This is a genomic window from Ectopseudomonas composti (genome assembly GCF_001567565.1).
In the GTDB taxonomy this organism is placed as follows: Bacteria; Pseudomonadota; Gammaproteobacteria; order Pseudomonadales; family Pseudomonadaceae; genus Aquipseudomonas; species Aquipseudomonas composti_A.
The window spans coordinates 91,144-115,507 of record NZ_LSSW01000013.1; the positions used below are offsets into that span (position 1 = coordinate 91,144).

29 protein-coding genes are annotated in these 24,364 nt (G+C 65.1%); 17 read left to right on the forward strand and 12 right to left on the reverse strand.

Annotated elements, in window-relative coordinates; translation table 11 throughout:
• Positions 1–36: 36 nt before the first annotated feature.
• Positions 37–483, reverse strand: coding sequence for a PAS domain-containing protein (locus tag PCLY_RS02705; RefSeq protein ID WP_061237704.1), 447 nt, complete (start codon positions 481–483; stop codon positions 37–39).
• 102 nt (positions 484–585) lie between these two features.
• Here PCLY_RS02705 and PCLY_RS02710 point away from each other — a divergent pair, with 102 nt between their 5' ends.
• The 9 genes from PCLY_RS02710 (at position 586) to PCLY_RS02750 (ending at position 6,689) form a co-directional block, all read left to right on the forward strand.
• Entirely contained in the window at positions 586–1,035 is a 450-nt protein-coding gene (locus PCLY_RS02710; RefSeq protein ID WP_061237705.1) for a flavodoxin, read from the forward strand.
• Between the two features lie 208 nt (positions 1,036–1,243).
• Positions 1,244–2,020, forward strand: coding sequence for a class II aldolase/adducin family protein (locus tag PCLY_RS02715; protein ID WP_394326845.1), 777 nt, complete (start codon positions 1,244–1,246; stop codon positions 2,018–2,020).
• A complete protein-coding gene (locus PCLY_RS02720) occupies positions 2,017–2,910 on the forward strand; it encodes an alpha/beta fold hydrolase (RefSeq protein WP_061237707.1) in 894 nt (297 codons plus the stop codon). Before PCLY_RS02715 ends, PCLY_RS02720 begins: the two co-directional genes overlap by 4 nt.
• Complete coding sequence (locus tag PCLY_RS02725; protein ID WP_061237708.1) at positions 2,903–3,433, forward strand: DUF1569 domain-containing protein; 531 nt, start codon at positions 2,903–2,905, stop codon at positions 3,431–3,433. The genes PCLY_RS02720 and PCLY_RS02725 overlap by 8 nt, the downstream gene beginning before the upstream one ends.
• A 92-nt stretch (positions 3,434–3,525) precedes the next feature.
• Positions 3,526–3,831 carry a hypothetical protein gene (locus PCLY_RS24990; RefSeq protein WP_061237709.1) on the forward strand — a complete coding sequence of 102 codons (306 nt, stop codon included), beginning with the start codon at positions 3,526–3,528 and terminating at the stop codon, positions 3,829–3,831.
• A gap of 111 nt (positions 3,832–3,942) precedes the next feature.
• Entirely contained in the window at positions 3,943–4,854 is a 912-nt protein-coding gene (locus PCLY_RS02735) for an SDR family oxidoreductase (RefSeq protein ID WP_061237710.1), read from the forward strand.
• Positions 4,855–5,009: 155 nt separating this feature from the next.
• Positions 5,010–5,618, forward strand: a complete 609-nt coding sequence (locus PCLY_RS02740; RefSeq protein ID WP_061237711.1) for a DUF2846 domain-containing protein — start codon at positions 5,010–5,012, stop codon at positions 5,616–5,618.
• A 96-nt stretch (positions 5,619–5,714) separates the two neighbouring features.
• Positions 5,715–6,296 (forward strand): DJ-1/PfpI family protein, encoded by a 582-nt coding sequence (locus PCLY_RS02745; RefSeq protein WP_061237712.1) that lies wholly within the window; start codon positions 5,715–5,717, stop codon positions 6,294–6,296.
• 90 nt (positions 6,297–6,386) lie between these two features.
• Positions 6,387–6,689, forward strand: coding sequence for a ribbon-helix-helix domain-containing protein (locus PCLY_RS02750; protein ID WP_061237713.1), 303 nt, complete (start codon positions 6,387–6,389; stop codon positions 6,687–6,689).
• 229 nt (positions 6,690–6,918) lie between these two features.
• Here PCLY_RS02750 and PCLY_RS02755 read toward each other — a convergent pair whose 3' ends face one another.
• The 8 genes from PCLY_RS02755 to PCLY_RS02790 form a co-directional block, all read right to left on the reverse strand.
• Positions 6,919–8,409, reverse strand: a complete 1,491-nt coding sequence (locus tag PCLY_RS02755) for an ATP-binding protein (RefSeq protein WP_061237714.1) — start codon at positions 8,407–8,409, stop codon at positions 6,919–6,921.
• Positions 8,406–9,062 (reverse strand): response regulator, encoded by a 657-nt coding sequence (locus tag PCLY_RS02760; RefSeq protein WP_061237715.1) that lies wholly within the window; start codon positions 9,060–9,062, stop codon positions 8,406–8,408. The genes PCLY_RS02755 and PCLY_RS02760 overlap by 4 nt, the downstream gene beginning before the upstream one ends.
• 27 nt (positions 9,063–9,089) lie before the next feature.
• On the reverse strand, positions 9,090–9,740 hold the full coding sequence (locus tag PCLY_RS02765) for a tetratricopeptide repeat protein (RefSeq protein WP_061237716.1): 651 nt from the start codon (positions 9,738–9,740) through the stop codon (positions 9,090–9,092).
• A gap of 11 nt (positions 9,741–9,751) precedes the next feature.
• Entirely contained in the window at positions 9,752–10,543 is a 792-nt protein-coding gene (locus PCLY_RS02770) for an SDR family oxidoreductase (protein WP_061237717.1), read from the reverse strand.
• A 4-nt stretch (positions 10,544–10,547) separates the two neighbouring features.
• Complete coding sequence (locus tag PCLY_RS02775; protein ID WP_061237718.1) at positions 10,548–11,207, reverse strand: TenA family transcriptional regulator; 660 nt, start codon at positions 11,205–11,207, stop codon at positions 10,548–10,550.
• On the reverse strand, positions 11,204–12,652 hold the full coding sequence (locus PCLY_RS02780) for an AMP-binding protein (RefSeq protein ID WP_061237719.1): 1,449 nt from the start codon (positions 12,650–12,652) through the stop codon (positions 11,204–11,206). The genes PCLY_RS02775 and PCLY_RS02780 overlap by 4 nt, the downstream gene beginning before the upstream one ends.
• Positions 12,636–13,325 carry a thermostable hemolysin gene (locus tag PCLY_RS02785; RefSeq protein WP_061237720.1) on the reverse strand — a complete coding sequence of 230 codons (690 nt, stop codon included), beginning with the start codon at positions 13,323–13,325 and terminating at the stop codon, positions 12,636–12,638. Before PCLY_RS02785 ends, PCLY_RS02780 begins: the two co-directional genes overlap by 17 nt.
• A gap of 211 nt (positions 13,326–13,536) precedes the next feature.
• Entirely contained in the window at positions 13,537–14,148 is a 612-nt protein-coding gene (locus tag PCLY_RS02790; protein WP_061237721.1) for a TetR/AcrR family transcriptional regulator, read from the reverse strand.
• Between the two features lie 146 nt (positions 14,149–14,294).
• Here PCLY_RS02790 and PCLY_RS02795 point away from each other — a divergent pair, with 146 nt between their 5' ends.
• The 4 genes from PCLY_RS02795 to PCLY_RS02810 all read left to right on the forward strand — a co-directional run bounded on the left by PCLY_RS02795 (position 14,295) and on the right by PCLY_RS02810 (position 18,797).
• A complete protein-coding gene (locus PCLY_RS02795) occupies positions 14,295–15,557 on the forward strand; it encodes a serine hydrolase domain-containing protein (protein WP_082767997.1) in 1,263 nt (420 codons plus the stop codon).
• Between the two features lie 127 nt (positions 15,558–15,684).
• Complete coding sequence (locus PCLY_RS02800; protein WP_061237723.1) at positions 15,685–17,019, forward strand: alginate export family protein; 1,335 nt, start codon at positions 15,685–15,687, stop codon at positions 17,017–17,019.
• A gap of 40 nt (positions 17,020–17,059) precedes the next feature.
• On the forward strand, positions 17,060–17,548 hold the full coding sequence (locus PCLY_RS02805) for a DUF3237 domain-containing protein (RefSeq protein WP_061237724.1): 489 nt from the start codon (positions 17,060–17,062) through the stop codon (positions 17,546–17,548).
• A 76-nt stretch (positions 17,549–17,624) separates the two neighbouring features.
• Positions 17,625–18,797, forward strand: a complete 1,173-nt coding sequence (locus PCLY_RS02810; RefSeq protein ID WP_061237725.1) for an MFS transporter — start codon at positions 17,625–17,627, stop codon at positions 18,795–18,797.
• Between the two features lie 84 nt (positions 18,798–18,881).
• Here PCLY_RS02810 and PCLY_RS02815 read toward each other — a convergent pair whose 3' ends face one another.
• Positions 18,882–19,280 (reverse strand): nuclear transport factor 2 family protein, encoded by a 399-nt coding sequence (locus PCLY_RS02815; protein WP_061237726.1) that lies wholly within the window; start codon positions 19,278–19,280, stop codon positions 18,882–18,884.
• 112 nt (positions 19,281–19,392) lie between these two features.
• Between PCLY_RS02815 and PCLY_RS02820 the strand changes: the two genes are divergently transcribed.
• The 3 genes from PCLY_RS02820 to zapE are packed head-to-tail and all read left to right on the forward strand — an operon-like array spanning position 19,393 to position 21,979.
• Positions 19,393–19,983 carry a GNAT family N-acetyltransferase gene (locus tag PCLY_RS02820; protein WP_061237727.1) on the forward strand — a complete coding sequence of 197 codons (591 nt, stop codon included), beginning with the start codon at positions 19,393–19,395 and terminating at the stop codon, positions 19,981–19,983.
• Positions 19,980–20,864 carry a carbon-nitrogen hydrolase family protein gene (locus PCLY_RS02825; RefSeq protein ID WP_061237728.1) on the forward strand — a complete coding sequence of 295 codons (885 nt, stop codon included), beginning with the start codon at positions 19,980–19,982 and terminating at the stop codon, positions 20,862–20,864. The genes PCLY_RS02820 and PCLY_RS02825 overlap by 4 nt, the downstream gene beginning before the upstream one ends.
• Positions 20,861–21,979, forward strand: a complete 1,119-nt coding sequence (zapE, locus tag PCLY_RS02830; RefSeq protein ID WP_061237729.1) for a cell division protein ZapE — start codon at positions 20,861–20,863, stop codon at positions 21,977–21,979. Before PCLY_RS02825 ends, zapE begins: the two co-directional genes overlap by 4 nt.
• A 1-nt stretch (position 21,980) precedes the next feature.
• On the opposite strand, the gene PCLY_RS02835 is transcribed toward zapE, so the two are convergent.
• Positions 21,981–22,529 (reverse strand): cysteine hydrolase family protein, encoded by a 549-nt coding sequence (locus PCLY_RS02835; RefSeq protein ID WP_061237730.1) that lies wholly within the window; start codon positions 22,527–22,529, stop codon positions 21,981–21,983.
• 94 nt (positions 22,530–22,623) lie between these two features.
• On the opposite strand from PCLY_RS02835, the gene PCLY_RS02840 reads away from it, so the two are divergent.
• The gene (locus PCLY_RS02840) at positions 22,624–23,598 is read left to right on the forward strand and encodes a GlxA family transcriptional regulator (RefSeq protein WP_061237731.1); all 975 of its coding nucleotides are present in this window, start codon (positions 22,624–22,626) and stop codon (positions 23,596–23,598) included.
• On the opposite strand, the gene PCLY_RS02845 is transcribed toward PCLY_RS02840, so the two are convergent.
• A complete protein-coding gene (locus PCLY_RS02845) occupies positions 23,595–24,269 on the reverse strand; it encodes a DUF1028 domain-containing protein (RefSeq protein WP_061237732.1) in 675 nt (224 codons plus the stop codon). The genes PCLY_RS02840 and PCLY_RS02845 overlap by 4 nt on opposite strands.
• Positions 24,270–24,364 lie beyond the last annotated feature (95 nt).

Consider the following 24,364-nt stretch of genomic DNA (forward strand, 5'->3'; position numbering starts at 1 on the left):
CTGACTGCGCTGCCGGAGGATAGTTTTGGCCGTTCGTCAGCTTCTCAGCCGCGTCAGTTCGGCCTTGAGCTCGGCCACTTCCGCTTCCAGTTCGCGTACGCGCTGTTTGGCTTCGACCTGCTCGGTGACGTCTTTCTGGATGCCGATGTAGTAGGTCAGCTGATCGCTCTCGTTGAGCACGGGCGTGATCGACAGCTCGTTCCAGAAGGCGCTGCCATCCTGGCGGTAGTTGCGAATGATCTGACGGCACGGCTTGCCGGCCTTGACCGCTTCGCGAATGGCCTGCAGGCCGAGCTGGGCGCGGTCGCTGCCCTGCAGGAAGCGGCAGTCCTGATAGAGGATGTCATCGCAGGTATAGCCGGTCAGGCGTTCGAATGCCGCGTTGGCGTAGATCAGGATATTGTCTTCGCCCTCCTGCTCGGCCACCACGATGCCATCGTTGGAGGCGTCGACTACCAGTTGCAGCAGTTTGGCATTGATCATGGGTCCGGTTCCGCGATGGAGGTGCGTTGCATTCTAAAACATCGGGTCGGGCTGTCCACTTGCGGCATAATGCGCGGCGTTTTTCCTGTTTCTGGAGTTGTCATGAAAGTCGCCATTCTCTCGGGCTCGGTCTACGGCACGGCCGAGGAAGTCGCTCGTCATGCCGAGCGCCTGCTCAAGGCCGCCGGGCTGGATGCCTGGTACAAGTCGAACATGAGCCTCGAGGAGCTGCTGGCCTTTGCGCCGGATGCGTTCCTCACCGTGACGTCCACCACCGGCATGGGCGAACTGCCGGACAACCTGCTGCCGCTGTACTGCGAAATTCGCGACCGCCTGCCGGCCTGGAGCGGCAAGCCGGCTGCAGTACTGGCGCTGGGCGACTCCAGCTATGACACCTTCTGCGGCGGCGGCGAGCTGATACGTGAGCTGTATGCCGAGCTGGGCCTGCGCGAGGTGGCGCAGATGCTGCGTCTGGACTCCAGCGAGACGGTGACCCCGGAAGCCGATGCCGAACCCTGGCTGCACGACCTCGCTGCCGCGCTGAAGGCTTGACGCGCAGCCTCGCGACACCTCGGGCTGGTCGCTTGCCCGAGGTTGGCTACTGCCGATAAAGACGGCGAATACCTGCCTATCGCCCCGCGGCGCATCGGCGCCGTGACTCGTAAAGCCATCAACATGGCTGCCAGGGCAACTATCGCCGGCGACGCGCCTGGCTAGACTGCGGACACCACCGATCAACAAGAATATCGAGGTGACCGCCGTGAATGCTCCGCTGAAGCTCCCTGCCGTGAAGAATCAGGTGTCCGAGGTCGAATGGCGCGCGCGCGTCGACCTCGCCGCCTGCTACCGGCTTATCGCCCTCTATGGCTGGGACGACCTGATCTTCACGCATATCTCCGCCAAGGTGCCGGGCACCGAGGACTTTCTCATCAACCCCTACGGGCTGATGTTCCACGAAATCACCGCGTCGAGCCTGGTCAAGGTCGACCTGGCGGGCAACAAGCTGATGGACAGCCCGTTCGACATCAATCCGGCCGGTTACACCATCCACAGTGCCGTGCACGAGGTGCGCGAGGACGTCGGGTGCGTGCTGCACATCCATACGCCAGCCGGCATCGCCGTGTCGGCGCAGCAGCAGGGCTTGCTGCCGTTGTCGCAGCAATCGCTGTTCGTTCTCTCCAGCCTGGCTTACCACGGCTATGAAGGGGTGGCGCTGCATCATGACGAGAAGGCGCGGCTGCAGGCGGACCTGGGCGACAAGAACTTCATGATCCTGCCCAACCACGGACTGCTGACCGCGTTCGGCAGCATTGCCGATGCCTTCCTCGGCATGTTCATCCTGCAGCGTGCCTGCGAGATCCAGGTCATGGCGCAAAGCGGCGGTGCCGCGCTGATCCACATTCCGCAGCAGATTCTCGACGGTGCGCGGGCGATGGTCGCGGGTGTGATGAAGACGTCACAGGGCATGGGCGGAGCGCTGCCGTGGCCGGCACTGTTGCGCAAGCTGGACCAGCAGATGCCGGGTTATGACCAGTGACGGGCTTGCCAGGGATCGAGCTGGATGACTGGAGGGCAAGGGCGCTGACGCTGGATTTCGCCGGTCGACAGATTCGCTACTGGCTGGGCGGTGAGGCCGACGCCGAGCCGCTGCTGCTGATTCACGGTTTTCCCACCGCCAGTTGGGACTGGCACCGCCTGTGGGCGCCGCTGGCCGAGCGCTACCGGCTGATTGCCTGCGACATGCTCGGCTTCGGTTATTCGGCCAAGCCGCGCGGGCATGCCTACAGCCTGCTGGAGCAGGCCGATCTGCAGCAGGCGTTGCTGGCCCATGTCGGCGAGCAACGCCCGCTGCACGTGCTGGCCCACGATTATGGCGACAGCGTCGCTCAGGAGCTGATCGCGCGGCATCAGCAGGGGCGGCTGCAGCTGGCGAGCTGCGTGTTCCTCAATGGCGGCCTGTTCCCCGAGACGCATCATCCGGTGCGGGTGCAAAAGCTGTTGCTCGGGCCACTGGGGCCGCTGATCGGACGCCTGTTTTCGCGGCGCAAGCTGGCGCAGAGTTTTGCCCGCATCTTCGGCCCGCACACCCAGGCCAGTGACGCCGAGCTGGATGCCCTGTGGCAACTGGTGGCTTACAACGATGGCCCGGCGGTGATGCATCGCCTGATTCGCTACATGCCCGAGCGGCGTCAGCAGCGCCAGCGCTGGGTCTCGGCGATGCAGGCCACGACGCTGCCGATGCGGGTGATCGATGGTGCCTTCGATCCGATCTCCGGCGCGCACATGGTGGCGCGTTACCGTGAGCTGATCAGCGGCGCCGACACGGTGCTGCTCGACGGTATCGGCCACTATCCACAGCTGGAGGCGCCAGCCGCCGTGCTCGATCATTACCTGCAGTTTCGCGATGCGAGGAGCGCGCATGCGTAGACGTACCCTGCTCAAAGGCGCTGCACTTGGCGGCGTCGCCGCACTCGGTGTCGGCTACTGGGCCTTGCCAGGGGGGCCGCGACCGGCAGACGTCAGCCTGGAGGGCGCGCGCCAGGTCTTGGCGGACCTGCATGGCAAGACCTTGCGCAGCATTCGTGGCTGGAGCCCGAGCGAGGTGTTCAATCACTGCGCGCAGAGCATCGACTACTGCATCGACGGTTACCCCGAGCTGAAGCCGGCCTGGTTTCGCCACAGCCTGGGCCCTGCGGCGTTCGCCGTATTCAGTGCGCGCGGGGCGATGCGTCATCCGCTGGATGAAGCGATCCCCGGCGCCGCTGCTCTGAGTGAGCCGGCCAGTCAGGCGCAGGCGTTGCAGCGCTTGCAGGTGGCGTTCGCACGTTTCGCCGCTCACGAGGGCGAGCTACAGCCGCACTTCGCCTACGGTGCGCTCGATCATGCCGAATACGCCGAGGCGCACGTGCTGCACCTGTACAACCACCTGAGCCTGATCCGCATGGTCTGAGCAGGGGCGGGCGCTCGAATAATTTTTGTCGAACCTCGGTCTTCGTGAGCGACTCAGTAACTGTGTCACTCACAGGAAAGTCGAGGTTAGCGATGAACAAGACGTTATCTGCACTGCTGCTGAGCGGGATTCTGGGCGCGATGGCGCTGCCGGCTCTTGCCGATACCGAGTCCAGTGGCGGCACCTCTACGGGCACTACCATGCCGACGACGCCGGACGACACCAAGCCGATGCCTCCGGCCGACGACGAGGATGGCATCCCGCCGGTTCAAGGGCCGAACACCGAGGGCAACCCGGGCGGTCAGGGTGCTGGGTCGGGCGATGGTACTGGCGGCAACGGTTCGGGCTCAGGCTCCTCGGGTTCCGGTTCCGGTTCCGGTTCCGGCACTGGTAACTGAGCCGCATAAGGTCGCATTATCGGCCGTCATTCAGCAGCCCCGCGCGCCTTGTGAAGCACGCGGGGCTGCCTGACACTCGGCGCATTCACAACCTGCCCGAGGAAGCTGCCGATGAGCGATGCCATCCGTTTCGAAGATCAAGTAGTCATAGTCACCGGCGCCGGCGGTGGCCTGGGTCGTGCCCATGCGCTGCTGTTCGCCCGGCACGGCGCCAAGGTGGTGGTCAACGATCTCGGCGGCAGCACCCACGGTGAAGGGGCCAACGCCTCGGCTGCCGACAAGGTGGTCGAAGAGATTCGCGCCTTCGGCGGGAGCGCGGTGGCCAACCATGACTCGGTGACCGATGGCGACAAGATCGTGCAGACCGCGCTGGATCATTTCGGCCGCATCGACGTGCTGGTCAATAACGCCGGCATCCTGCGCGACAAGAGTTTCCCCAAGATGGAGGACGTCGACTGGGATCTGGTCTACAAGGTCCACGTCGAAGGCGCCTACAAGACCACCCACGCGGCCTGGCCACATTTGCGCGAGCAGAACTTCGGCCGGGTAATTTTCACCTCGTCCACCTCCGGTATCTACGGCAACTTCGGCCAGAGCAACTACGGCATGGCCAAGCTCGGCCTATACGGCCTGACGCGTACCCTGGCCATCGAAGGCCGCAAGAACAACATCCTGGTCAACGCCATCGCCCCCACCGGTGCCACGCGCATGACCGAAGGTCTGATCCCGCCGCAGGTGTTCGAGCAACTGGGGCCCGAGCTGGTCAGCCCGCTGGTGGTGTACCTGGGCAGTGCGGCCTGTCAGGACAGCGGCGGTCTGTTCGAGGTCGGCGGCGGCTGGATCGGCAAGGTGCGCTGGGAGCGCAGCCTGGGCGCCGGTTTCGATCCCAAGGCGGGCTTCAGCCCGGAGGACGTGGCGGCGCAGTGGCAACGCATCTGCGATTTCGAGGGCGCTGCGCACCCGGCGGACAACGTCGAGGCGCTCAAGGAGATGATGGCGAACCTGCAGAAGTACGCACTCTGAGTCGCATGGAAACACCATCAGGCCGGCCGCGATGCCGGCCTTTTTCGTTCGCCTGATCGACTCTCGGGCGGGTAGCGCTGGGCCGCACTTTCGTCGGGTGCCGCCGCTGCACAGCGCGGCTAAGCTCGCTGCATCATCATCAGAAGGAATGACCGATGCGCCGTCTGCTGTGGTTGCTGCCCATCGTCCTGCTGGCCGCCTGTTCCACCCCGGGTGCTTTCTTCGGTGCCACGCAAGGTGAAGCCTTCGCGCCTCACAGGCTCAGTGACGAGAACCATGCGCTGGTCTATCTCTATCGCCCGCGCAACGACTGGGCCGACCAGGAGCTGGAGGCGCCGGGGCTGTTTCTCGACAACCGCTTGATCGGCAGCCTGCCCAGCAACGGCTACCTGGTGCTGGAGTTCGATGCCGCCAACTACAAGCTGGAGATGCGCCGGCCGCTGGCAGGCAGCTTCTGGACGCTGCTGGCCGACGGGCCGTTCGACTTCACCCTGATCGCCAGCTTCACCCTCGACGCTGCAGTCGGCGCCACCTACTACCTGCGTTACGACGAGGACGGCCCGCCCCCGAGCGGCGTTGTGCCCGGCGGCGCTGGCGAAGGCCCGCTGCAGCTGGTGTCAGCCGAGTTGGCGCAGACCGAGTTGAGGGCCACCCGCCAGGTTCAGCCGCTGGCGCGTATCGAGGCCAGCGATCAGGAACCGGAGCGGCCGCAGCGTGGTTTCTGGCGCTCGATCGGTGAGTCGCTGGACAAGGTCGGTATCTGATCTCCGGCAAGGCGGGGAGTAGTACCCGGCTGTTACCTGTCGGAAGTAACAGGGGCGAATAATGGCGTTCGTTCCACCTACCTTCAGGAGACGATCATGGCTGCCAAGAAGATTCTCATGCTGGTCGGCGACTACGCCGAGGACTACGAAACCATGGTGCCGTTCCAGGCGCTGCAGATGGTCGGCCACACCGTGCATGCGGTCTGCCCGGACAAGGTCACGGGGCAGACGGTGCGCACCGCCATCCACGATTTCGAGGGCGATCAGACCTACAGCGAAAAGCCGGGCCACAACTTCGCCCTCAACTATGACTTCGCCAAGGTGCGTGCCGAGGACTACGACGCGCTGCTGGTGCCCGGTGGCCGCGCGCCCGAGTATCTGCGCCTGAACGCCGATGTGATCGCCCTGGTCAAGGCGTTCGCCGCGGCCGACAAGCCCATCGCCGCCGTCTGCCATGGCCCGCAACTGCTGGCTGCCGCAGGCGTGCTCGAAGGCCGCGAGTGCAGCGCCTACCCCGCCTGCGCGCCGGAGGTGGGGCTGTCCGGCGGCACCTATGTGGACATTCCGGTGGATCAGGCCCACGTGCAGGGCAAGCTGGTCACCGCGCCGGCCTGGCCTGCGCATCCGGCCTGGCTGGCGGCGTTTCTCAAGGTGCTCGGCACGGAAATTCGCCTGTAACCCAGGTAGCCGGATGCCATTCGGGGGCGCACCATTGTCGGTACCCCCGGATCGCGTCCGGGCGACGACGCTCACGAGGAGATCAAGGCGATGTGTGAACTCTATGTAAAGGCCGATCCCATCCTCTACGAATCGCGCTCGCGCTCATTGCGCATCCGTGGCGTGGTGACCACCTTGCGTCTGGAAAATCAGTTCTGGGACATCCTGCGCGAAATCGCCGAGGTCGATGGCATGACCACCAACCAGCTGATCGCCAAGCTGTATGAAGAGGTCATGGACTTTCGCGGCGAAGTGGTCAATTTCGCCTCGTTCCTGCGCGTCAGCTGCACCCGCTACCTGGCTCAGAAGGCCGGGCGTCAGGTACCGCTGAGGGTGGTGGGTGCCAACGCCTGAGTCACTGGTACATCCAGAAGTTGGGATGTTCCTGCGCCTTGGCGGCCTCGGCTTGCTGGGCTGTGCGGGGCTGCTGGAAGAATCGTTTGATCAGGCTCATGCGCGGTGGCTCCTGTGAGGGGGGGAACAGGCGTGCATGATCGGGAAACCGCTTCGATTGATGAAACGGATTGTCTCTATTCTGGTAATTAGTGATGGCTATGATGGCTCGTCAACCGGGTCGCTGTGATCACGCCGTCGCGCTGCTGCCACGTCGAGGTAGATGCACGCTGACGCGCAGGCCGCCGAGCGGTGATTCGTCCAGGGCGATACTGCCCTGATGCAATTCGACCACGCGGCGCACGATGGACAACCCCAGGCCAGCACCCTGGCCTTCGCCAGTGCGGAAGAAGCGTTCGAACAAGCGCTCGCGCAACTCCACCGGCACACCGGGGCCACTGTCGAGTACCTGCAGGACCAGATTCTGCGGCGTAGCCTGCAACTGTACCTGGATGCAGCCGCCGGTCGGCGTGTACTGCACGGCATTGCTCACCAGGTTCTGCAACAGGATGCCCAGGCTGGGGCCATCCGCCGGCAACTGATAGTCACCAGGCTCCTGCGCTTCGAGAATCAGCTCCTGCCCGCGATTGAGGGCCAGTGGTGTCAGCTCGGCCAGTTCACTGCGCAGGAAGGCCAGCAGGTCGAGGTCACTCATGTTCAGGCGCACGCCGTTGGGATCCAGGCGCGCCAGGGTCAGCAGTTGGGCGACCACGCGGGTGGCACGGTCGACGCCGTTACCCAGCTGTTTCAGCGCCTCTTCGCGGTCACCCGGATCCGGTGCCTCCAGGGCGTTCTGCGCGTGGATGCGCAGCACGGCCAGGGGCGTGCGCAACTCGTGGGCGGCGTCGGCGATGAAGCGTTTTTCCTGCTCCAGCAACTGGTTGACCTGCATCAGCAGGCGGTTCAGCGCCGCGGCCATCGGCTCCAGTTCGTTGGGCAGCGGCGGGAAGACCAGGGGCGCCAGGTTGTCCGGCGCGCGGCCGCGAATGGCATCGGCCATGCGTTTGAGCGGATACAGGCCCCAGCCCACGGTCAGCCACAGCAGGAGGCCGACGATGGGCAGGCTGATCAGCAGCGGCTGCAGGCTGCGCTGGGCGATCTTGCCGATCAGCTCGCCGCGCACGTCTTCGCGCTCGCCAGCCAGTACCCAGTGGTAGTCGCGGCTATCGTGCAGGACGAACACCCGCCATTGGTGCTCGCCGATGGTCAGGGTGTGGTAGCCGATCAGGTAGCGGGCCAGCTGCGCCAGGCGTTCGCGCATCGGCTGTTGATCATTGGGCAGGGCCAGGCCGAGCTGCTCGATCATGTCGTTGAGCAGGCCGGGCGGAGCACTGGCGGACTGGAACAGCAGCTCGCCATCGTCGTCGAGCATCTGGAAAGCCAGCTTGCCTTCATATTCGTGGCCGAGCAGGTTGTCCGGGTTGCGTGCGCTGTGCAGCAGCAGGGCCTCGTCGAGCACCGCCTGCATTTCGCGGCGCTCGGTCTCGCTGAGGTCGTGACGTACCAGGCCCATGAGCAGGCGAGCGGTCTGCGCCAGTTGCGCATCGAACAGTTCACGTACCTCGTGCACCGAGTCGTTGTAGATCTTGTGGCTGATCAGCCCGAAGCTGGCCGCTATCAGCAGTAGCAGCAGGGCGAGCAGACGGGTGCGGATGGAGCCGAAGGTTTTCAGCAACCTCATTTGTCCACCAGATAACCGACGCCGCGTACCGTGCGGATGAGCTCTGGGAAGAACTTCTTGCGCAGGTGGTGCACGTGCACTTCCAGGGCGTTGCTTTCCACTTCCTCGTCCCAGCCATACAGCGCCTGTTGCAGCTTGTCGCGGGTCAGCACACGACCGGGCTGGATCAACAACTCGTGCAGCAGGAGAAATTCCTTGCGCGGCAGGTTGATGGTCTGGCCCTGGTATTCGACCACCTGGCTCGCCGGATCGAGGCGGATGCCGCGGTATTCCAGCGCCGGCTCGGGGCGCTGGAAGCTGCGCCGCAGCAGGGCGCGCAGGCGTGCCTTGAGCTCGGCGACGTCGAAGGGCTTGATCAGGTAGTCATCGGCGCCGGCATCGAGGCCGGCGATGCGGTCGCTGGTGGCGTCACGTGCCGTGAGCACCAGCACCGGCACCGGGTTGGCGTTGGCGCGCAGCTGCTTGAGCACCTGCAGGCCATCCATGCGCGGCAGGCCAAGGTCGAGAATGGCCAACTCGAAGCTCTCGTGGCTCAGCGCATGCAGCGCACTGGCGCCGTCCTGCAGCCAGTCCACGGTATAGCCTTCGGGTTTCAGTGCGGTGCGAATGCCTTCGCCCAATGCCTGGTCGTCTTCGACGAGAAGAATGCGCATGGCAACTCCTGTAAGGGTGCGTCCGAGTTACTTGAGTTTACTCTTGACCTGCTGCAAAAGCGCCTGGGCTTCTGCACGGCGGCCCTTGTCGGCCAGTTCACGGCCCGGGCGATCCTTGGCGGCCAAGGCTTTTTCCAGGGCGGCGCGAGCTTCCTCGTAGCGTTTCTGCCGTTGCAGGTAGTCAGCATAGAAGTAGTTCGGGTCGAGGCCGTCCGGGTTGATGGCCAGGGCCTGGGTGAGCATTTTCTCGGCCTGTTCGTCATCGCCGAAGCCGATCGGCCAGCCGGGCACCTGGTAGTACAGGCTGCCGAGGCTGGTGTAGGCCGAACCGGCCAGGGCCTGCGGATCGATGGCCAGCGCCTGTTCCAGGCTGGATTTGGCCTCCTTGACCAGGCCCAGAGCGCCGAGACCACCCTTGGCGCCGGCCTGGGTGCTGAGGATGATGCCGCGCCAGATCAGCAGTTCCGGTGCCTTGGGCTCGCTGGCCAGGGCCGCGTCGGCCTGTGTGACGAGCTTGGCGAAGGCCTCTTCGCGCTGCTTTTGCGGAGTCTGGTAATTGATCTCGGCCCAGCGAGTCTGCAACTGCTGCAACTGAGCCTGACCGTTGTCACTGAGGGCGAAGGCGGGCAGGGCGGTGAAACCGAGGGCGGTGATGATCAGGGTGCGAAATGCGTTCACGGGAAATCTCCTCAGTGCTTGTGGCGGGCAAAGCGTTGAATGATCGGCAACTGCTTGCGCAGGGCCTGGTCGACCACGCGTGGCAGCAGACCGTTGAGGCGCACGAACAGGCGTTCCGGCCAGCCCAGGTGACGTTCCTCCTGCTCGCGGCGGATGGTATCGAGCAGCTCATCGGCCACCTGCTCGGGGTGGTCCATGGCCACACCCAGCTCATCGTTCATCGCCACCACGCTGGGCACGTTCATCGACGTATGGGTGGCACGCGGTGCGAAATAGAGGACGCGCACATGGGTGTCGGCCAGCTCGCGGCGCAGCGCCTCGGAGAAACCGCGCAGGGCGAACTTGCTGGCGCAGTAGGCGGCGAAACCCGGGTAGCCGATGGCGCCGAAGGTGGAGCCGACATTGATCACCAGGGCGCGCCGTTGTGCGCGCAGAAGTGGCAGCAGGCGCTGCGTCAACTGCAGCGTGGCGGTGACGTTGAGGTCGATCAGCTCAGCGATCTGCTGCTCGTCCTGTTGGTCGAGCAGGCCGAAGCGGTTGACCCCGGCTGCGTTGATCAGGCAGTTCAAGCCGCCGAAGTTCTGCGCGGCAGCGACCAGCGCATCACGTCCGTTGCGGGTGGCGATGTCGGCCTGTACCAGCTGCACGTTCTGGGGGAAGCTCTGCAGCAGCGCCTGCAGCGGTTCCAGGCGACGGCCTACCAGCAGCAGATGAGCGCCTTCGCTGGCCAGGCGATGCGCCAGGGCCAGGCCGATGCCGCCACTGGCACCGGTCAGCAGGGCACGGCAATCCGTCGGTTGCATGACCTTACTCCTCGCCCGACAGCGGCAGGCTGCGGAACATGTCGCCGTACAGGCGGTAGACGATCTTGGCAGTGTGCACCACAGCGGCTTTGTCATCGTCGTTGTCCAGGCGGTTCATCAGTTTCTTGAAGAACTCGATGTGCTCCAGGTCCAGGCTGCCGTGGGAGTTGAGGTAGCTGAAGGCCTTGGCCGGCAACTGCAGCTTGTCCTGGATGATGCCGGCGGCCTGGGTGGCCAGGGCAATGCTGGTGCCTTCGAGGACGTTGACCATGCCGAAGAAACCCACCGGGTTGTGCCGGGCGATGCGGTCGTAGACATAGGCCACCATCAGCTCGGTGGCCATGTGCGGGGTGCCGTTGCGCACCGCTTCCTTGTCCGCCCCGCAGGCAGCGATGTCATTGAGCACCCATTCCTGGTGGCCGGTTTCTTCCTCGATGTACTCGGCGATGGCTTCGCGCAGCCACTCCAGGCGTTCCGGCAGACGCGCACCGCAGGCCATCAGCAGCGGCACGGTGTGCTTGACGTGGTGGTAGGCTTCGGTGAGGAAGGCGATGTAACTGTGCAGGGCGACCTGGCCGGTCATGGCCTGATGGATGATCGGCGCGCCCAGCAGGTAGTCGCGTTCGGCCTGGGTCTGGGCCAGCAGGGATTCGTAGAAACTCATGCGTTTACTCCTTCCGCCATCAGCTCATGGATGGCGTTTTGGTAATGGGTGAAGAGGGCGGCGCGGCGCAAGCGACCATTGCTCGTGGCCAGCTCGTTACTCGCGCTGAAAGGGGCATCGGCGCGCAGCCAGTGGTGCACGCGGGCGTAGTCCGGCAGGCCTGCGTTGACGGCATCCACGGCGGCCTGCAACTGCGCATCGGGGGTATTGGGGAAACGCGCTACCAGCACCGCGACGTTGGCTGGCAGCGCCTCGCCGTGCAGCCAGGCCTGGGCGAGGGGCAACTGCTGCACCAGCTCGGACTCGACCCACTCCGGGTTGACGTTGCGTCCGTAGGCGGTGATGAACTGATGCTTCTTGCGCCCGTGCAGCACCAGGAAACCCTGCTCGAAATGACCGAGGTCACCGGTGCTCAGCCATTCACCTTGCGGCGCCGGCTCACCGAGGTAGCCCAGCATGCGGGCGCCCTTGACCAGCACTTCGCCGTCGGCGGCCAGTGTTACCTGCAGGTGTCCGAGCGGCTTGCCGGTGCTGCCGATACGGCGCTGCTCGGGTGTGTTCAGGCACACCACCGAGGCGCATTCGGACAGGCCATAGCCCTCGAAGATCGGCAGCGCCAAGGCGTCGGCCCGTTCCAGCAACTGGGCGGAGACGCGCCCGCCACCGACGGCTACGAAGCGCAGCGAGCCCGGCACCGGCAGTTTGCGCTCGGCAGCGCTGACCAGCGCCAGCAACAGCTGTGGCAGCAGGATCAGACTGTTCGGCTGGACCGCTTGCAGGGCTTCGAGAAAACGCGCCAGGTCGAAGCCGCTGGCGCCCGTCAGGCCGATCTGCGCCATGGGCATCAATTCCACCCGAGCGCCGGCCAGCAGCGGCGCATAGACGCCGGCGATGTTCTCCAGCAAGGTCGCCAGCGGCAGAATGCACAGGTGCCGCTGCACATCGCGGCTGGCGCTGGCTTCGACCAGGCTGCCGGCCACGGCCAGCTGGGTGGCCAGGTCCAGGCACACGCCCTTGGGCTGGCCAGTGGTGCCGGAGGTGTAGGTGATCTTGCAGGTGTTGGCATGCAGCGCAGCTGGTTGTGCCACCGTGCGGCGATGAATATTGGCTTCCACGTTGGCGAAGCCGGGGGCGCCGTTGCCGATCAGGCAGTCGATGCCGGCGCTGTCGAGCACATGGCGCTGCTGCTCGGCGGAGAAGAACGCCGGTACCGGTACGCAGACCAGGCCGGCATGCAGCGCAGCCAGATCCCACAGTACCCAGTCGATGCCGTTGTCCAGGGCCAGTGCCACGCGATGGGTACCGAGAGCACGCAGGTGCCTGCCACGCGCCGCGACCGCGCCGAGCAATTCGGCATAGGTCAGGGTGCGTTCGCCTTCTGCCAGGGCGATCTGCGGGCCGAACTCGGCCAGGCGGGCGAACAGGGATTCAGCTGCAGACCACATCAGGCATGTCCTCCAGGGCATAGAACGGTTGATGGCCGAGACGCGGATAGGCGCCCAGCTGCAGCAGACGCTGATGGCCGCCGTGGATGTCGCCAGCCATGACCAGCGGACGGTTGTCGTAGTAACTGCCCCAGTCGGCCAGCTCTTCGCCCATGCGCGCCGGATTGGCTTCACCCAGGGCGATGGGGGTCAGGCCCAGGCGCTGGAAGCTGTTGAGCAGGGTCGGCGTACCGGTGAAGGTGACCCAGCGAAACCCCAGGGCCACCAGCAGATCGGTCAGGGCGACGATCAGCAGGCGCGCCGCACCAGGGCTGTCGGCGGCCAGGTTGCCGACCTCCACCACCTCGCCACGGCCCGGCTCGCTGTTGCCCAGGCGCGCACCGATGGCCGTCTGGATCGGCTCGTCCAGATAGCGCTCGAGAAACAGCGGGCCGCTGTTGCCACTGCGTACGCCCACCGCGCCGAGCAGCTGACCGGCCGGGTTTTCCAGGCCGAACAGGCAGGGCATGAAGTGACGGATGCGCGCGCCGTGCTGCAACTCGAAGCGCTGGCGAATGAACTGCTCCAGGACAACACGACGTGCGCTGTCGGGGGAGGCCAGGTGGAGTTCGTAACTGTCGCCGCGGCCGATGCGGGCAACGGGACGATCATGATGCGCCCAGGGTAGTTCCATGTGCGGAACCTCGGTAATGAACCTGGTGCCGATTGTGTGAGGGGTTGGCTTAACGCTGTATTAAGCCTTTGCAGAATGTTTCGGACCTGTGGTTTTTCCGCCGTGCCATCGCGGATGAATCCGCGCCGAGGCGATGGCCGGGCCGTGAGAGTGTGCTGTCAGGTTGCCGCCTGGATTGCATCAGGGCAGGTCGGCCGCCTGTTGGATGCGATCAGGCGCGCATGCCTTCGAACATCAGGCGCGTGGTGGCTCTGACGGTGGCCGAGTGGGCCTGCATGTCCAGCTCGTCGCTGGCGGTCAGGCGCAGCAGTTGCAGGTGCGAATAGTCATTGAGCAGAAAGCCGGCCAGCTCCACGTCCAGGTCGGCGCGCAGCTTGCCGGCCGCTTGCAGCTCGCGCAGCACATTGGCGATCTCGGCCTGCAGGCCCCGGTTCATCTGCCGGTAGGCCTCGGGCAGGCCACCGTTGCCACCGACCAGCACCAGCGGCAGCAGCTCGCGCCAAAGTGCGGGGGGCAGCACGTGCAACGCATAGCTGACGAGGATGTGTTCGAGATGGCAGAGCGCGTCGATCGGGTCGTCGAAGTCACGGATGCGCGTGTGCACGTCGACCAGGGCGCGGCGGTCGGCCTCCTTGATCATCTCCAGGATGATCTCGTGCTTGCTGCCGAAGTAGTTGAACACCGTGGGCGCTGAGACACCGGCATCGCGGGCGATCTGCTCGACGGTGGTTTCGCGAAATCCCTGGCGCTGGAACAGCGCCACGGCCGCTGCCGAGATGGCCTTGCGGCGCAGTGCCTTCTGACGTTCACGTAGTCCGCTCACCGTCGCTCCTTGGTTGGTGGGGAGGGCATGTGTGAATGATAGCGGCTTAGGTTTTCTCGCAAAAATATTTTATTGACTTAAATAGTTAATGGCATTAATTATTTCCTGTACCTGCTGCACGCAGGGCCACTTCCAGGATGAGTCAGATGAACCATATCCTCGACCGCTCCCTGGTTTCCCGTAATACGGAAGTCAGCGAGATGTACGACCAAGAACAACAAGAGCCCGTACTGATGCAGGGTTTCCCTGCCGAGCCGCAACAGCGTGTGACCTGGGCCAACTGGATGTCGCCGCCGTTCAACCGCTGGGGCTTTCGCAACCTGGCACGCCTGCGTCCCACCATCGATGTCGCCGCCGGGGCGCGACCCAGTTCTGTGCTGGCCGATGCGCCGGTAGAGGTCGAAGGTCTGCGGTTCGCAAGCACCTGCGGGCGCAGCGTCAGCGTGCTCGACCACCTGCACGCCAGCAAGACCGACAGCTTCCTGGTCCTGCACAAGGGCCGCGTGGTTTACGAGAATTACTTCAATGGCCAGGTCGCCAGCGACCGCCACATCATGTTCTCGGTCACCAAGTCGCTGATCGGCGTACTCGGTGAACAACTGATCCACGACAGCGTGCTCGACCCCGAGGCGCAGACCCAGCATTACGTGCCGGAACTGGCCGGCAGCGCCTTTGGCGATGCCACCGTGCGCCAGCTGTTCGACATGGCTGTCGGTGTTCATTACACCGAGATGTACGACGATCCCGCCTCGGAAAGCTCTCAGTACGGCTACGCCTGCGGCTTCAAGCCGGCGCTGCCCGAATATGCCCAGTACGAGTCGCTGTATCAGTACCTGCCGTCGCTGCGTAAGCGCTGCGAACATGGCGGCCTGTTCCACTACGTGACCGCCACCACCGAAGTGCTGGCCTGGGTCATGGAGCGTGCCAGTGGCGTGGGCTGCGCCGAGCAGCTACAGGCCGTGTGGCAGCGACTGGGCTGCGAGCGCGATGCCTATTTCATGGCCGATCCCTGGGGGCGCAGCGTCGCCGGTGCCGGCTTCAACGCCACCCTGCGCGACATGGGCCGTTTCGGCCTGATGCTCGCCAACGGCGGCAAGGTCGATGGCGAGCAGGTCATCGACAAGGCGGTGATCGAGGCCATCGCGGCCGGCTCCGATCCGGCCATCTACGGCGTGCACAAGGACTTCTCCGAGTGGACCCCGGGCGCTTCCTACCGCAGCCAGTGGTACGTCTTCAACGATCATTGCCCGGCCATCATGGCCAGCGGCATCCACGGCCAGTACCTGTTCGTCGATTTCAACTCGGACGTGGTGATCGTCAAGCAGTCGTCGCTGCCCGATGCGGTGACCGAGCTGGATATCGACACCGTGCAAATGCTGAGAACCATCGCCGCCCATCTGCACGGCTGACTCACCGAATACAAGAACCAAGAGCGCCGGTTCGCCAGCGCTCCAGCCTGCTGCGTCAGGTAATCGGTGGTCGATTCGGCCGCCACCAACTGCCCTGTAATACAAAAAAAATACACAGGAGCTTCATATGTACACGTCCAAGCGTTCCCCCTGCGTGCTGCTTGCCCTCGGCATTCCGCTGCTCAGCCAACCGGCTCTGGCCGGTTACCCGTTCGAATACGAGAACCTCAAAGGCGAACTCAACCTGACGGCCGGAGCCGCCTCCGTCAGCACCCGCGGCGTCAACTTCGGTGCCGGTGCGGTGGACATGCGCAGTTTCGAAAACAAGGGTTCCAAGGTCGACTGGCAGGAGGCCTACCTCAAGCCAGGTATCACCCTCGACTACTCACTCAACGAAACCGTCAGCCTGCTGGCCGGCGCGTCGGCGATTGGCACCTGGACCTTCGGTGACGGCGATGCAGGAGGATTCACGCGCAGCTCCGATAACCGCATCAACACCGAAGAGGCCTACGTCGGCATCCGCGCTGGCGACTGGAAGCTCACCGCCGGCCGGCAGAACTACACCATCGGCAGCGGCTTCATCGTCATGGATGGCAATCTCGACCTGTTCGGCGATGGTGCCTACTGGCTCGCTCCGCGCACCGCCTTCAAGGATTCGGCGATCCTCGACTGGAGCCACGGCCCGGTACAGGCCCAGGCATTCACCCTGGGTACCGACGACCACTACGGCGACTACCGCATGAGCGGCGCCAACCTGGACTACGACCTCGAAGGCCAGGTGACCCTCGGCGTCATGGCCATGAAGGTCGACACCGAGGCCAGCAAGAGCAGCGACGCGATGCGCCGCGACGGTATGCAGGTCTTCAACCTGCGCGCGTTGCGCGGCCATCTGCCGGGGCTGCCGAACCTGACCCTCAATGGCGAGTACGCCGTACAGCGCGGCGGCGACTCCAGGCTGAAATTCGATGCGAAGGCCTGGTACGCGCAAGCCGATTACCAGTTTCAGGATCTGCCGTTCACACCCACGCTTGGCTACCGCTACGCCGTGTTCTCCGGTGACGACAACCTGGCTGACAACACCCAGAAAGCCTGGGACCCGCTCAGCAAGGGCTTCGTCGACTGGAGCAGCTGGCTGATCGGCGACGTGGTGGGCAACTACCTGCTGTTCAACAGCAACGAGCGGGTTCAGCAGTTCTCGCTCAGAAGCCGCCTGACCGACACCCTGGCCATCGGCACCATCCACTACCAGTTCTGGCTCGACGAGAAGAACTTCCGCGGCGCCGCCATGGACAGTCGCCGTTTCGCCGACGAGACCGTGGTGTTTCTCGACTGGACGCCTACTCCGAGTTTCTACGGCTCGGTGGCCTACAACTGGGTGAATGCCAAGTCGGCGGCCAAGCATGCTTTCGGCGGCGACGACCCGTTCAGCGCCCTCGAACTCTACGTTACCTACCGTTACTGAAACCGAGCCAGCAGCGCCTCTCGGGGCGCAGGAGTGCGTGATGACAAACACAGCGCAAACCGGGCTCGGCGTGCCGACTCTGGAATGGGTGATGAGTATCCACGTGTCAATTGCCGCGGGGGATCAACTGGGCGCCTGCACGGATGGCCAGCGCAGCAACTTCAGAATACTTGGCGGGCATTTCGAAGGCCTGGACGTGCGCGGCGAAGTCCTCGCCGGCGGCGCCGACTTCTACCTGCAGCGCAGCGACGGCGTGGGTGAGCTGGATGCTCGCTACAGCCTGCTCAGCGATCGCGGTGAGCTGATCAACATCCACAACGTCGGCCTGCTCGTGCTCAGCGACAAGGCCCGTGAACTGGATGCGCAGGGCATCTGGCCGGTCGGCGAGCAGGAGTACCAGTGCAGCTGTTCGCCGCGTTTTCAGGTGGCGAGCGGGCGGCTGGACTGGCTGACCCGCAGCGCACTGATCGGCAAGGTGATTTATCCCGCTGCGGACCTGGTTGCCATTCATTGTTACCGACTCGTCTGACCGGCTTTCCTTTCGTCATTCATGAATTTCACTGAAGCGGCAGGCCACCCGGTGGCCCAGCCGGCAGGTACCGACCATGAACATCGCTAACCAAACCCTCGTACGCGCCGCGTGCATTTTCATCGCGGCTGCTTCGATCATCGTCATCGGTGTGCAGCCGATCTTCATCGGCCTGTTGACCGAGCGCCTGACCCTGAGCCTGCTCCAGCAGAGCTGGACCATGTCCGCCGAGATGTGCGGTTCCATCGTCGGCACGCTGTTGTACGTGCCGATGCTGCGCTTTCTCGGGCCACGCACCATCGCCCTGAGTACGGCCCTCGTGCTGCTGCTCGCCAACGCCGCCACGGCCAGCGTCACCCAGCTCGACACGCTGCTGGTGTTGCGCTGCATCTCGGGCATCTGCTCGGGCATCCTGTATTCCTACGCCATCTACTGCCTGGGCCGCATGAGTGGGCCGGATCGCTCCTTCGGCATCCTGCTGTTCGTGCAGACTGCGCTGTTCGCCAGCAGCGCGGTGATCCTGCCGATCGTCGCCGAGTGGCAGGGCTTCTCCGGAGCGATCTACTACCTGGTGGCCTGGTTCGTGCTGCTCTGCCTGGTGTGCTTCATCCTGCCGGTCAAGCAGAGTGAGGATCAGCAGCAGCGCTCCAGCGTGCCGCTGTTGTCCGGGCTGACCCTGATCGGCGTCTGTTCGCTGCTCGGCATGCTGTTCCTGCAGCTGGCGATCTACTCGCTGTGGGGCTTCGTCGAAGGCATCGCCAGTGAAGCCGGCATTGCGCCGGTGGACATCGGCTGGGCGATCAGCATCGGCCTGCTCGGCGGCCTGCCGGGTGCGGCGCTGCCGAGCATCGCCGGTCGTCACCTGGGCCGCGTGTCGATGATCCTCACCGGTTCGCTGGCCGTACTCGGCGCCATCTACATGCTCGCCACGCGCATCCACACGGCTTCGGATCTGATGATCGCGGTGTTCCTGATGAACTTCGGCTGGAACCTGGCGCTGTCCTACTACATGTCCTCGGTGGTGACCCATGACCCGACCGGGCGCCTGACCAAGCTGGTTGGCGTGGTGCAGGTGGCATCAGCCGCTGCGGCGCCGACCCTGCTCAGCCTGTTCATCGAGGGCAACGACCGCTTCAGCATCTTCGTGCTGTCCTCGGGCGCGATCCTGATCGGCTGCATGCTGGTGATCATCATGCTGCTGTTCGGGCGCCGCAACCCGCACGGCAAACCGCTCGGGTACTCGGTCTGAGGTGAGGCCTGGGGCACCGATGAAGGTGCCCCGGGCCGCTCATTGCAGTCGCCGAGCGGCGCGAGACGGGTATGGCGCGGGTGGTCAGCCTACCTGTGCAACCCAGTCGCCCAGGTTGTAGTAGTTGCTGATGCGCGCGACCTTGCCGTCCCTGATCTCGAAGAAGGCGCCGGCCGGCAGCACATAGGTCTGGCCGTTGGCCGGCGGCAGGCCTTCGTCGTCGGCCAGGTATTCGCCGTGTACCACGAACTCGGCGGCGGCGCGGTCGCCGGCTGCGTTCTGCATGACCACGATGTCGGCCAGGCGCTCGCGGTAGCAGCGGTTCATCTTGTCCATGAAGGCGGCGAAGGTGGCTTTGCCAACCTGGCGCTCGCCCTGGTTGATGTCGTGCACCACATCCTCGGCCAGCAGGTCGAGGAAAGCGGGCATGTCGCCGGCGTTGAAGGCGGCATAGTAGGCCTGAACCAGTTCGGTGGCGGTCATGGCTAAATTCCTTTCGTAGCGTGGTTAGTGGTTGCTTGGCACGCATGATAAGTTCGCGCTTTCGTGCCGGCATAGCCGCCGGCGTCACCCTGCTGCTGGCGAACGACTCCAGATGGACATCGAATTGCTCCAGGGGCCGCAGATCGCGCCCCATATCGAAGACCTGGCGCATTTGCGGATCACGGTCTTCCGCGAATTTCCCTACCTCTACGACGGCAGCTTCGACTACGAGGCCGAGTACCTCGACACCTATGTGCGCAGCGCGGGCAGCCTGTGCGTGCTGGTGCGTGACGAGGGTCGGGTGGTCGGCGCCTCCACCGCGCTGCCATTGATGGACGAAACCGAAGAGTTCCAGCAGCCGTTCATCGATGCCGGCTGGGATCCTGCGCGCATCTTCTACTGCGCCGAGTCGGTGGTCTTGCCGGCCTGGCGGGGGCGCGGCCTGGGCGTGCGTTTCTTTGCCGAGCGCGAGGCCCATGCACGGCGCCTGGGGCGCTTCAACTGGTGCGCCTTCTGCGCCGTGCAGCGCCCGGCCGAGCACCCGCGCCGGCCTGCCGACTATCAGCCGCTGGACGCCTTCTGGGCGCGTCGTGGCTACCGTCATCACCCCGAATTGCACACCCAGTACCACTGGCGCGACCTGGACGAAGCCGAGGAGTCGGCCAAGCCCATGTCGTTCTGGTTGAAGGAACTCACACCATGATCAAGGTTGCCGCCTGCCAATATCACATCGACCTGCTGACCAGCTGGGACGCCTACGCCGCGCACCTCAGCGCGCTGTGCGAAGAGGCGGCCGGGCAGGGCGCCGACCTGCTGCTGCTGCCGGAATACGCCGGGTTGGTGCTGACCGGGCAGTTGCCAGAGACCCAGCGCAGCGATCTGCATGGCTCCATCGCCGGCATCCAGGCGCTGTTGCCGCGCTGGCTGGAACTGTGCGAAAGCCTGGCTCGACGGCTCAAGATCCATCTGCAACCGGGCTCGGTGGCGGTGCTGGATGACGATGGCCTCTACCGCAATCGCGCCTGGCTGTTCGGCCCGGACGGCTGTCTGGGTAGCCAGGACAAGCTGATGATGACCCGCTTCGAGCTGGAACAGTGGCAGATTGCAGCGGGCAGCGGGCTCAAGGTGTTCGACACGGCGCTGGGCAAGCTCGGCATCCTGATCTGCTACGACAACGAGTTCCCGTTGCTGGCGCGCACCCTGGCCGAGGCCGGGGTGGACCTGATCCTGGCGCCCAGTTGCACCGATACCGAGGCGGGCTTTTATCGCGTGCGTATCGGCGCCCAGGCCCGTGCCCTGGAAAACCAGATTGCCGTGCTGCAATCACCCACCGTCGGCCTGGCGCCCTGGTCGCCGGCGCTGGACGAGAACATCGGCCGCGCCGCGCTGTACGTGCCGTCGGATTACGGCATGCCGGCCAATGGGGTGATCGCCGAGAGCCAAGCGCTGTGCCCCGCGCGCAGTCACTGGCTGATCGCCGAGCTGGATCTGGCCGAGGTGCGCCGGGTGCGGGAACAGGGCCAGGTGTTCACCCGCCGCGACTGGCCAACGCAGTTCGACGACGGCCGGCTGGTGCTGCGATGAACGCGCCAGAGGCGCTGCCGGATTCGCCGCTGGCCGCTTATGAGCAGGCACTGGCTGGTGGTTTCGTCGTCGATGCCGCCCAGCGCCGTTCAGTCGAGGCGCTGCAGCAGTGTTTCGAGGCCGTGCATCGCGGTGAGCGGCCGCCCGGTGTCTACCTCTGGGGACCGGTGGGGCGCGGCAAGACCTGGCTGATGGACAGCTTCTACAACGCCTTGCGCGTGCCCGCGCGGCGCCAGCACTTCCATCACTTCATGCAGTGGGTGCACCAGCGTCAGTTCCAGCTGACCGGCAATGCCGACCCGCTGCGCCTGCTGGCCGAGGAGCTGGGGCGCGAGGTGCGCGTGCTGTGCTTCGACGAATTGTTCGTTACTGACATTGGCGACGCCATGCTGCTGGGGCGTCTGCTCAGCCTTGTGGTGGAGCAGAACGTGGTGCTGGTGGCGACCTCCAACCAGCCACCGGATCAGCTTTATGCCGACGGCTACAACCGCGAGCGCTTCCTGCCTGCCATCGCTGCGCTCGAGGCGCACATGCAGGTGGTGGCCGTGGATGGCGAGCAGGATCATCGCCTGCATCCCGGCGCTGAGGTGCAGCGCTACTGGGTGCAGCAGCCGCAGGCGCTGGGCGAGCTGTTCGCTCACTTGAGTGAGGGCCTGCCGGTGAGTCGTGAGACGTTCGAGCTGAACCATCGCCGCGTCGCGACCCTGGGCCACAGCCCGGCGGCGTTGTGGTGCCGGTTCAGCGATGTGTGCGAACAGCCACTGGCCGCGCCGGAATTCATCGAGCTGTGCGAGCGCTTCCCGGCGATCCTGCTCGAACAGGTGCCGCGGCTGGGCGGCGCGCCGCGCGAGGGGCGCATCGCCCGTGGCACCGAAGATGGCGCCGAGCGGATCGATGCCGGGGATCGGCAACTGCCGGCGCTGGCGCAAAACGACGATGCGGTGCGACGTTTCATCGCCCTGGTCGACGAGTGCTACGACCGCCGCGTACCGCTGTATATCGAGGCCGATGTGGCCCTGGAAGAGTTGTATACCCAGGGCTATCTCGATTTTGCCTTTCGCCGCACCCTCAGCCGTCTGCGTGAGATGCAACTGGAGCGCTTCGGGGCAAGCTGAATCAGCCAGCCAGGTACTGCTCGGTCGAGATGACCTGGGCATAGGCGAAGGCCAGCGCGGCCATGTATGCGCCATGCACCTGCGCGGCGGGAATCGCCTGCCCTTCGAATTCTTGGTCGCGCGTCGCGCAGGCATCGTGAATGACCGTGGTGGCATAACCGAAGTCGCTGCTGGCGCGGGCTGCGGCGTCGATGCACATATGACTCATGGCGCCGACCAGTGTCACCTGTTCGATACCGTCGGCGTCGAGTTGAGCCTTGAGGTCGGTGCCGAGAAAGGCGTTGACCTGGTGCTTGAGCACCACCGGCTCGTCCGGCAATGGCTGCACCTGCTCGTGGATGCGCGCGCCGGTGCTGCCCGGTGCGAAGAAGGGCGCATCGTCGCTGCCGAACTCATGGCGCACGTGGATCACCTTGTCGCCTGCTGCGCGAGCGCCGGCCAGCACGCGGGCGGCGTTGCTGGTGGCGAGCTGCATCGCTTCGAGGGTCCATTTGCCGCCGTCGAAATAGTCGTTCTGGATGTCGATCAGAATCAGGGCGCGCTTGCTCATGGTGTTCTCCGTGGGATGATGTGCGGCAAACCTTATCGCCCCGGCGCCTGCGCGAGGATGGGCAGGGCCGACAATCTGTGGGGAAAAACTGACAATGAGCGAGCGCTGTCTGGAGATCGGACTACTGCTCTATCCCGGCGCGCAGCTCGCGGCGGTGCATGGCTTGGGCGATCTGTTCAGCGTGGCCAACCGGATGGCGGCGGGGCAGGAGCGCCAGGGGCTGCCTCGGCTGCGCGTCAGCCACTGGCAGGCCGATGAGAGCGGGTGCGTACGGCGCGTGTTCGGCAGCCCGGCGCAGGATGAGGCGCCGCCGCAGGTGGTGATTCTGCCGCCCTGTCTGGATGACGATGCCGACCAGCCGCTCGCCGCCTGCTATCGCGACTGGCTGCGTGAGCAGCATGGCGCGGGTGTGCTGCTGGCGTCGGTGTGCGTCGGTGCGTTCGCGCTGGCCGAGGCCGGCTTGCTCGACGGCCGCACGGTAACCACCCACTGGGCGCTGGCCGCGCAGATGGCGGCTCGCTTTCCGCTGGTTCAGGTACTTCCCGAGCGCATGGTCATCGACGACGGTGACCTGATCACCGCCGGGGGGCTGATGGCCTGGACCGATCTGGGGCTGGCGCTGGTGACGCGGCTGCTGGGGCCGACCATCGCGGCGGAGACTGCACGCTTTCTGGTGGTCGATCTGAACCGCGAGTCGCAGCGGCATTTCAGCAGCTTCGCGCCCAGCCTTGACCATGGCGACGCGGCGGTACTGGCCGTGCAGCATTGGCTTCAGGGGCAGGCCGGGGCGGAGACGAGCCTGACCAGCATGGCTGCGCGCGCGGGCCTGGGGGAGCGCACCTTCCTGCGTCGATTTCGCGCGGCTACGGGCATGAAACCGACCGAGTACTGCCAGCAGCTGCGTGTGAGCAAGGCGCGCGAGTTGCTCGAGTTCACCCGCCAGAGCATCGAGCAGGTGGCCTGGCAGGTGGGGTACGGTGACAGCGGGGCGTTTCGCAAGGTGTTCACCCGCCTGGTGGGCGTGTCGCCTGGCGATTATCGGCGGCGCTTCGGGGCCGCCGCGCGCTAGACCGCATCCTCGGCCGCCAGGCCTGCCGGGTTTTCGCGTGTCGGCATGGCGAGTATCTCTGGCAGCACGTCGCGGGCGAACACCTTGTGCAGGCGGCGCAGTTCGGCCACCGGGTCGAGGTGATGGTCGACGCGGATGTCCCACAGCGGGTAGTCCTCCTTGTCGACCACATAGATCACCGCGGAGGATTCGCCATGCCGGTCGCCGCCGCATCGATCGCCAGCGTCCAGCGCTTCGATCAGGCGTTCGATCAGCGGGCGCCTGGCTTCCCGGCGGAAGGTTTCGGCCACGGCCTCCAGCACTTGCGGGCCGACCAGTCGATTGCCCTGTATGGAGAACTGTTCGCCGCTGAGCGAGCCGGCCCAGGGCAGGCATTGTTCGCCGGTCCAGCAGACGCTGTCGCCCTGGGCGTCGATCAGGGCGCATTGGCGCAGTTCCATGCAGGGGTCGGTGCCTTTGAGGCGTTCCAGTGCCTGCTCAGCCGACAGTCCCTGGCGCAGCAACTGCAGGCCATCCAGGCCCAGATAGGGGTTGACCTGCGCCTGGGTCGCCACTGCCCCGACGCCGGCAGCGGCATGGCTGAGCAGTTTGCCGACTGCCGGCATCGCGGTGGCGGCGGCGACGCCGAACTGTCCACTGCGCGGGCAGCGGGCAACGATGGAAAAGGTCATGACAACTCCTTGGCGGTTTCCCGTTTAGGCCATGCCTCGGCGGCTATCGTTCCGCTGGTCTGCCGCTCCCGGCCTTTGCCAGATGCGCGCAGGCG

What these genes read in the sequence shown, in the direction of transcription:
- PCLY_RS02705 (WP_061237704.1), bottom strand. Translation starts at nt 483, where the DNA reads ATGATCAATGCCAAACTGCTGCAACTGGTAGTCGACGCCTCCAACGAT.
- PCLY_RS02710 (WP_061237705.1), top strand. Translation starts at nt 586, where the DNA reads ATGAAAGTCGCCATTCTCTCGGGCTCGGTCTACGGCACGGCCGAGGAA.
- PCLY_RS02725 (WP_061237708.1), top strand. Translation starts at nt 2,903, where the DNA reads ATGCGTAGACGTACCCTGCTCAAAGGCGCTGCACTTGGCGGCGTCGCC.
- PCLY_RS24990 (WP_061237709.1), top strand. Translation starts at nt 3,526, where the DNA reads ATGAACAAGACGTTATCTGCACTGCTGCTGAGCGGGATTCTGGGCGCG.
- PCLY_RS02735 (WP_061237710.1), top strand. Translation starts at nt 3,943, where the DNA reads ATGAGCGATGCCATCCGTTTCGAAGATCAAGTAGTCATAGTCACCGGC.
- PCLY_RS02740 (WP_061237711.1), top strand. Translation starts at nt 5,010, where the DNA reads ATGCGCCGTCTGCTGTGGTTGCTGCCCATCGTCCTGCTGGCCGCCTGT.
- PCLY_RS02745 (WP_061237712.1), top strand. Translation starts at nt 5,715, where the DNA reads ATGGCTGCCAAGAAGATTCTCATGCTGGTCGGCGACTACGCCGAGGAC.
- PCLY_RS02750 (WP_061237713.1), top strand. Translation starts at nt 6,387, where the DNA reads ATGTGTGAACTCTATGTAAAGGCCGATCCCATCCTCTACGAATCGCGC.
- PCLY_RS02755 (WP_061237714.1), bottom strand. Translation starts at nt 8,409, where the DNA reads ATGAGGTTGCTGAAAACCTTCGGCTCCATCCGCACCCGTCTGCTCGCC.
- PCLY_RS02760 (WP_061237715.1), bottom strand. Translation starts at nt 9,062, where the DNA reads ATGCGCATTCTTCTCGTCGAAGACGACCAGGCATTGGGCGAAGGCATT.
- PCLY_RS02770 (WP_061237717.1), bottom strand. Translation starts at nt 10,543, where the DNA reads ATGCAACCGACGGATTGCCGTGCCCTGCTGACCGGTGCCAGTGGCGGC.
- PCLY_RS02775 (WP_061237718.1), bottom strand. Translation starts at nt 11,207, where the DNA reads ATGAGTTTCTACGAATCCCTGCTGGCCCAGACCCAGGCCGAACGCGAC.
- PCLY_RS02780 (WP_061237719.1), bottom strand. Translation starts at nt 12,652, where the DNA reads ATGTGGTCTGCAGCTGAATCCCTGTTCGCCCGCCTGGCCGAGTTCGGC.
- PCLY_RS02785 (WP_061237720.1), bottom strand. Translation starts at nt 13,325, where the DNA reads ATGGAACTACCCTGGGCGCATCATGATCGTCCCGTTGCCCGCATCGGC.
- PCLY_RS02795 (WP_082767997.1), top strand. Translation starts at nt 14,295, where the DNA reads ATGAACCATATCCTCGACCGCTCCCTGGTTTCCCGTAATACGGAAGTC.
- PCLY_RS02800 (WP_061237723.1), top strand. Translation starts at nt 15,685, where the DNA reads ATGTACACGTCCAAGCGTTCCCCCTGCGTGCTGCTTGCCCTCGGCATT.
- PCLY_RS02805 (WP_061237724.1), top strand. Translation starts at nt 17,060, where the DNA reads ATGACAAACACAGCGCAAACCGGGCTCGGCGTGCCGACTCTGGAATGG.
- PCLY_RS02810 (WP_061237725.1), top strand. Translation starts at nt 17,625, where the DNA reads ATGAACATCGCTAACCAAACCCTCGTACGCGCCGCGTGCATTTTCATC.
- PCLY_RS02815 (WP_061237726.1), bottom strand. Translation starts at nt 19,280, where the DNA reads ATGACCGCCACCGAACTGGTTCAGGCCTACTATGCCGCCTTCAACGCC.
- PCLY_RS02820 (WP_061237727.1), top strand. Translation starts at nt 19,393, where the DNA reads ATGGACATCGAATTGCTCCAGGGGCCGCAGATCGCGCCCCATATCGAA.
- PCLY_RS02825 (WP_061237728.1), top strand. Translation starts at nt 19,980, where the DNA reads ATGATCAAGGTTGCCGCCTGCCAATATCACATCGACCTGCTGACCAGC.
- zapE (WP_061237729.1), top strand. Translation starts at nt 20,861, where the DNA reads ATGAACGCGCCAGAGGCGCTGCCGGATTCGCCGCTGGCCGCTTATGAG.
- PCLY_RS02835 (WP_061237730.1), bottom strand. Translation starts at nt 22,529, where the DNA reads ATGAGCAAGCGCGCCCTGATTCTGATCGACATCCAGAACGACTATTTC.
- PCLY_RS02840 (WP_061237731.1), top strand. Translation starts at nt 22,624, where the DNA reads ATGAGCGAGCGCTGTCTGGAGATCGGACTACTGCTCTATCCCGGCGCG.
- PCLY_RS02845 (WP_061237732.1), bottom strand. Translation starts at nt 24,269, where the DNA reads ATGACCTTTTCCATCGTTGCCCGCTGCCCGCGCAGTGGACAGTTCGGC.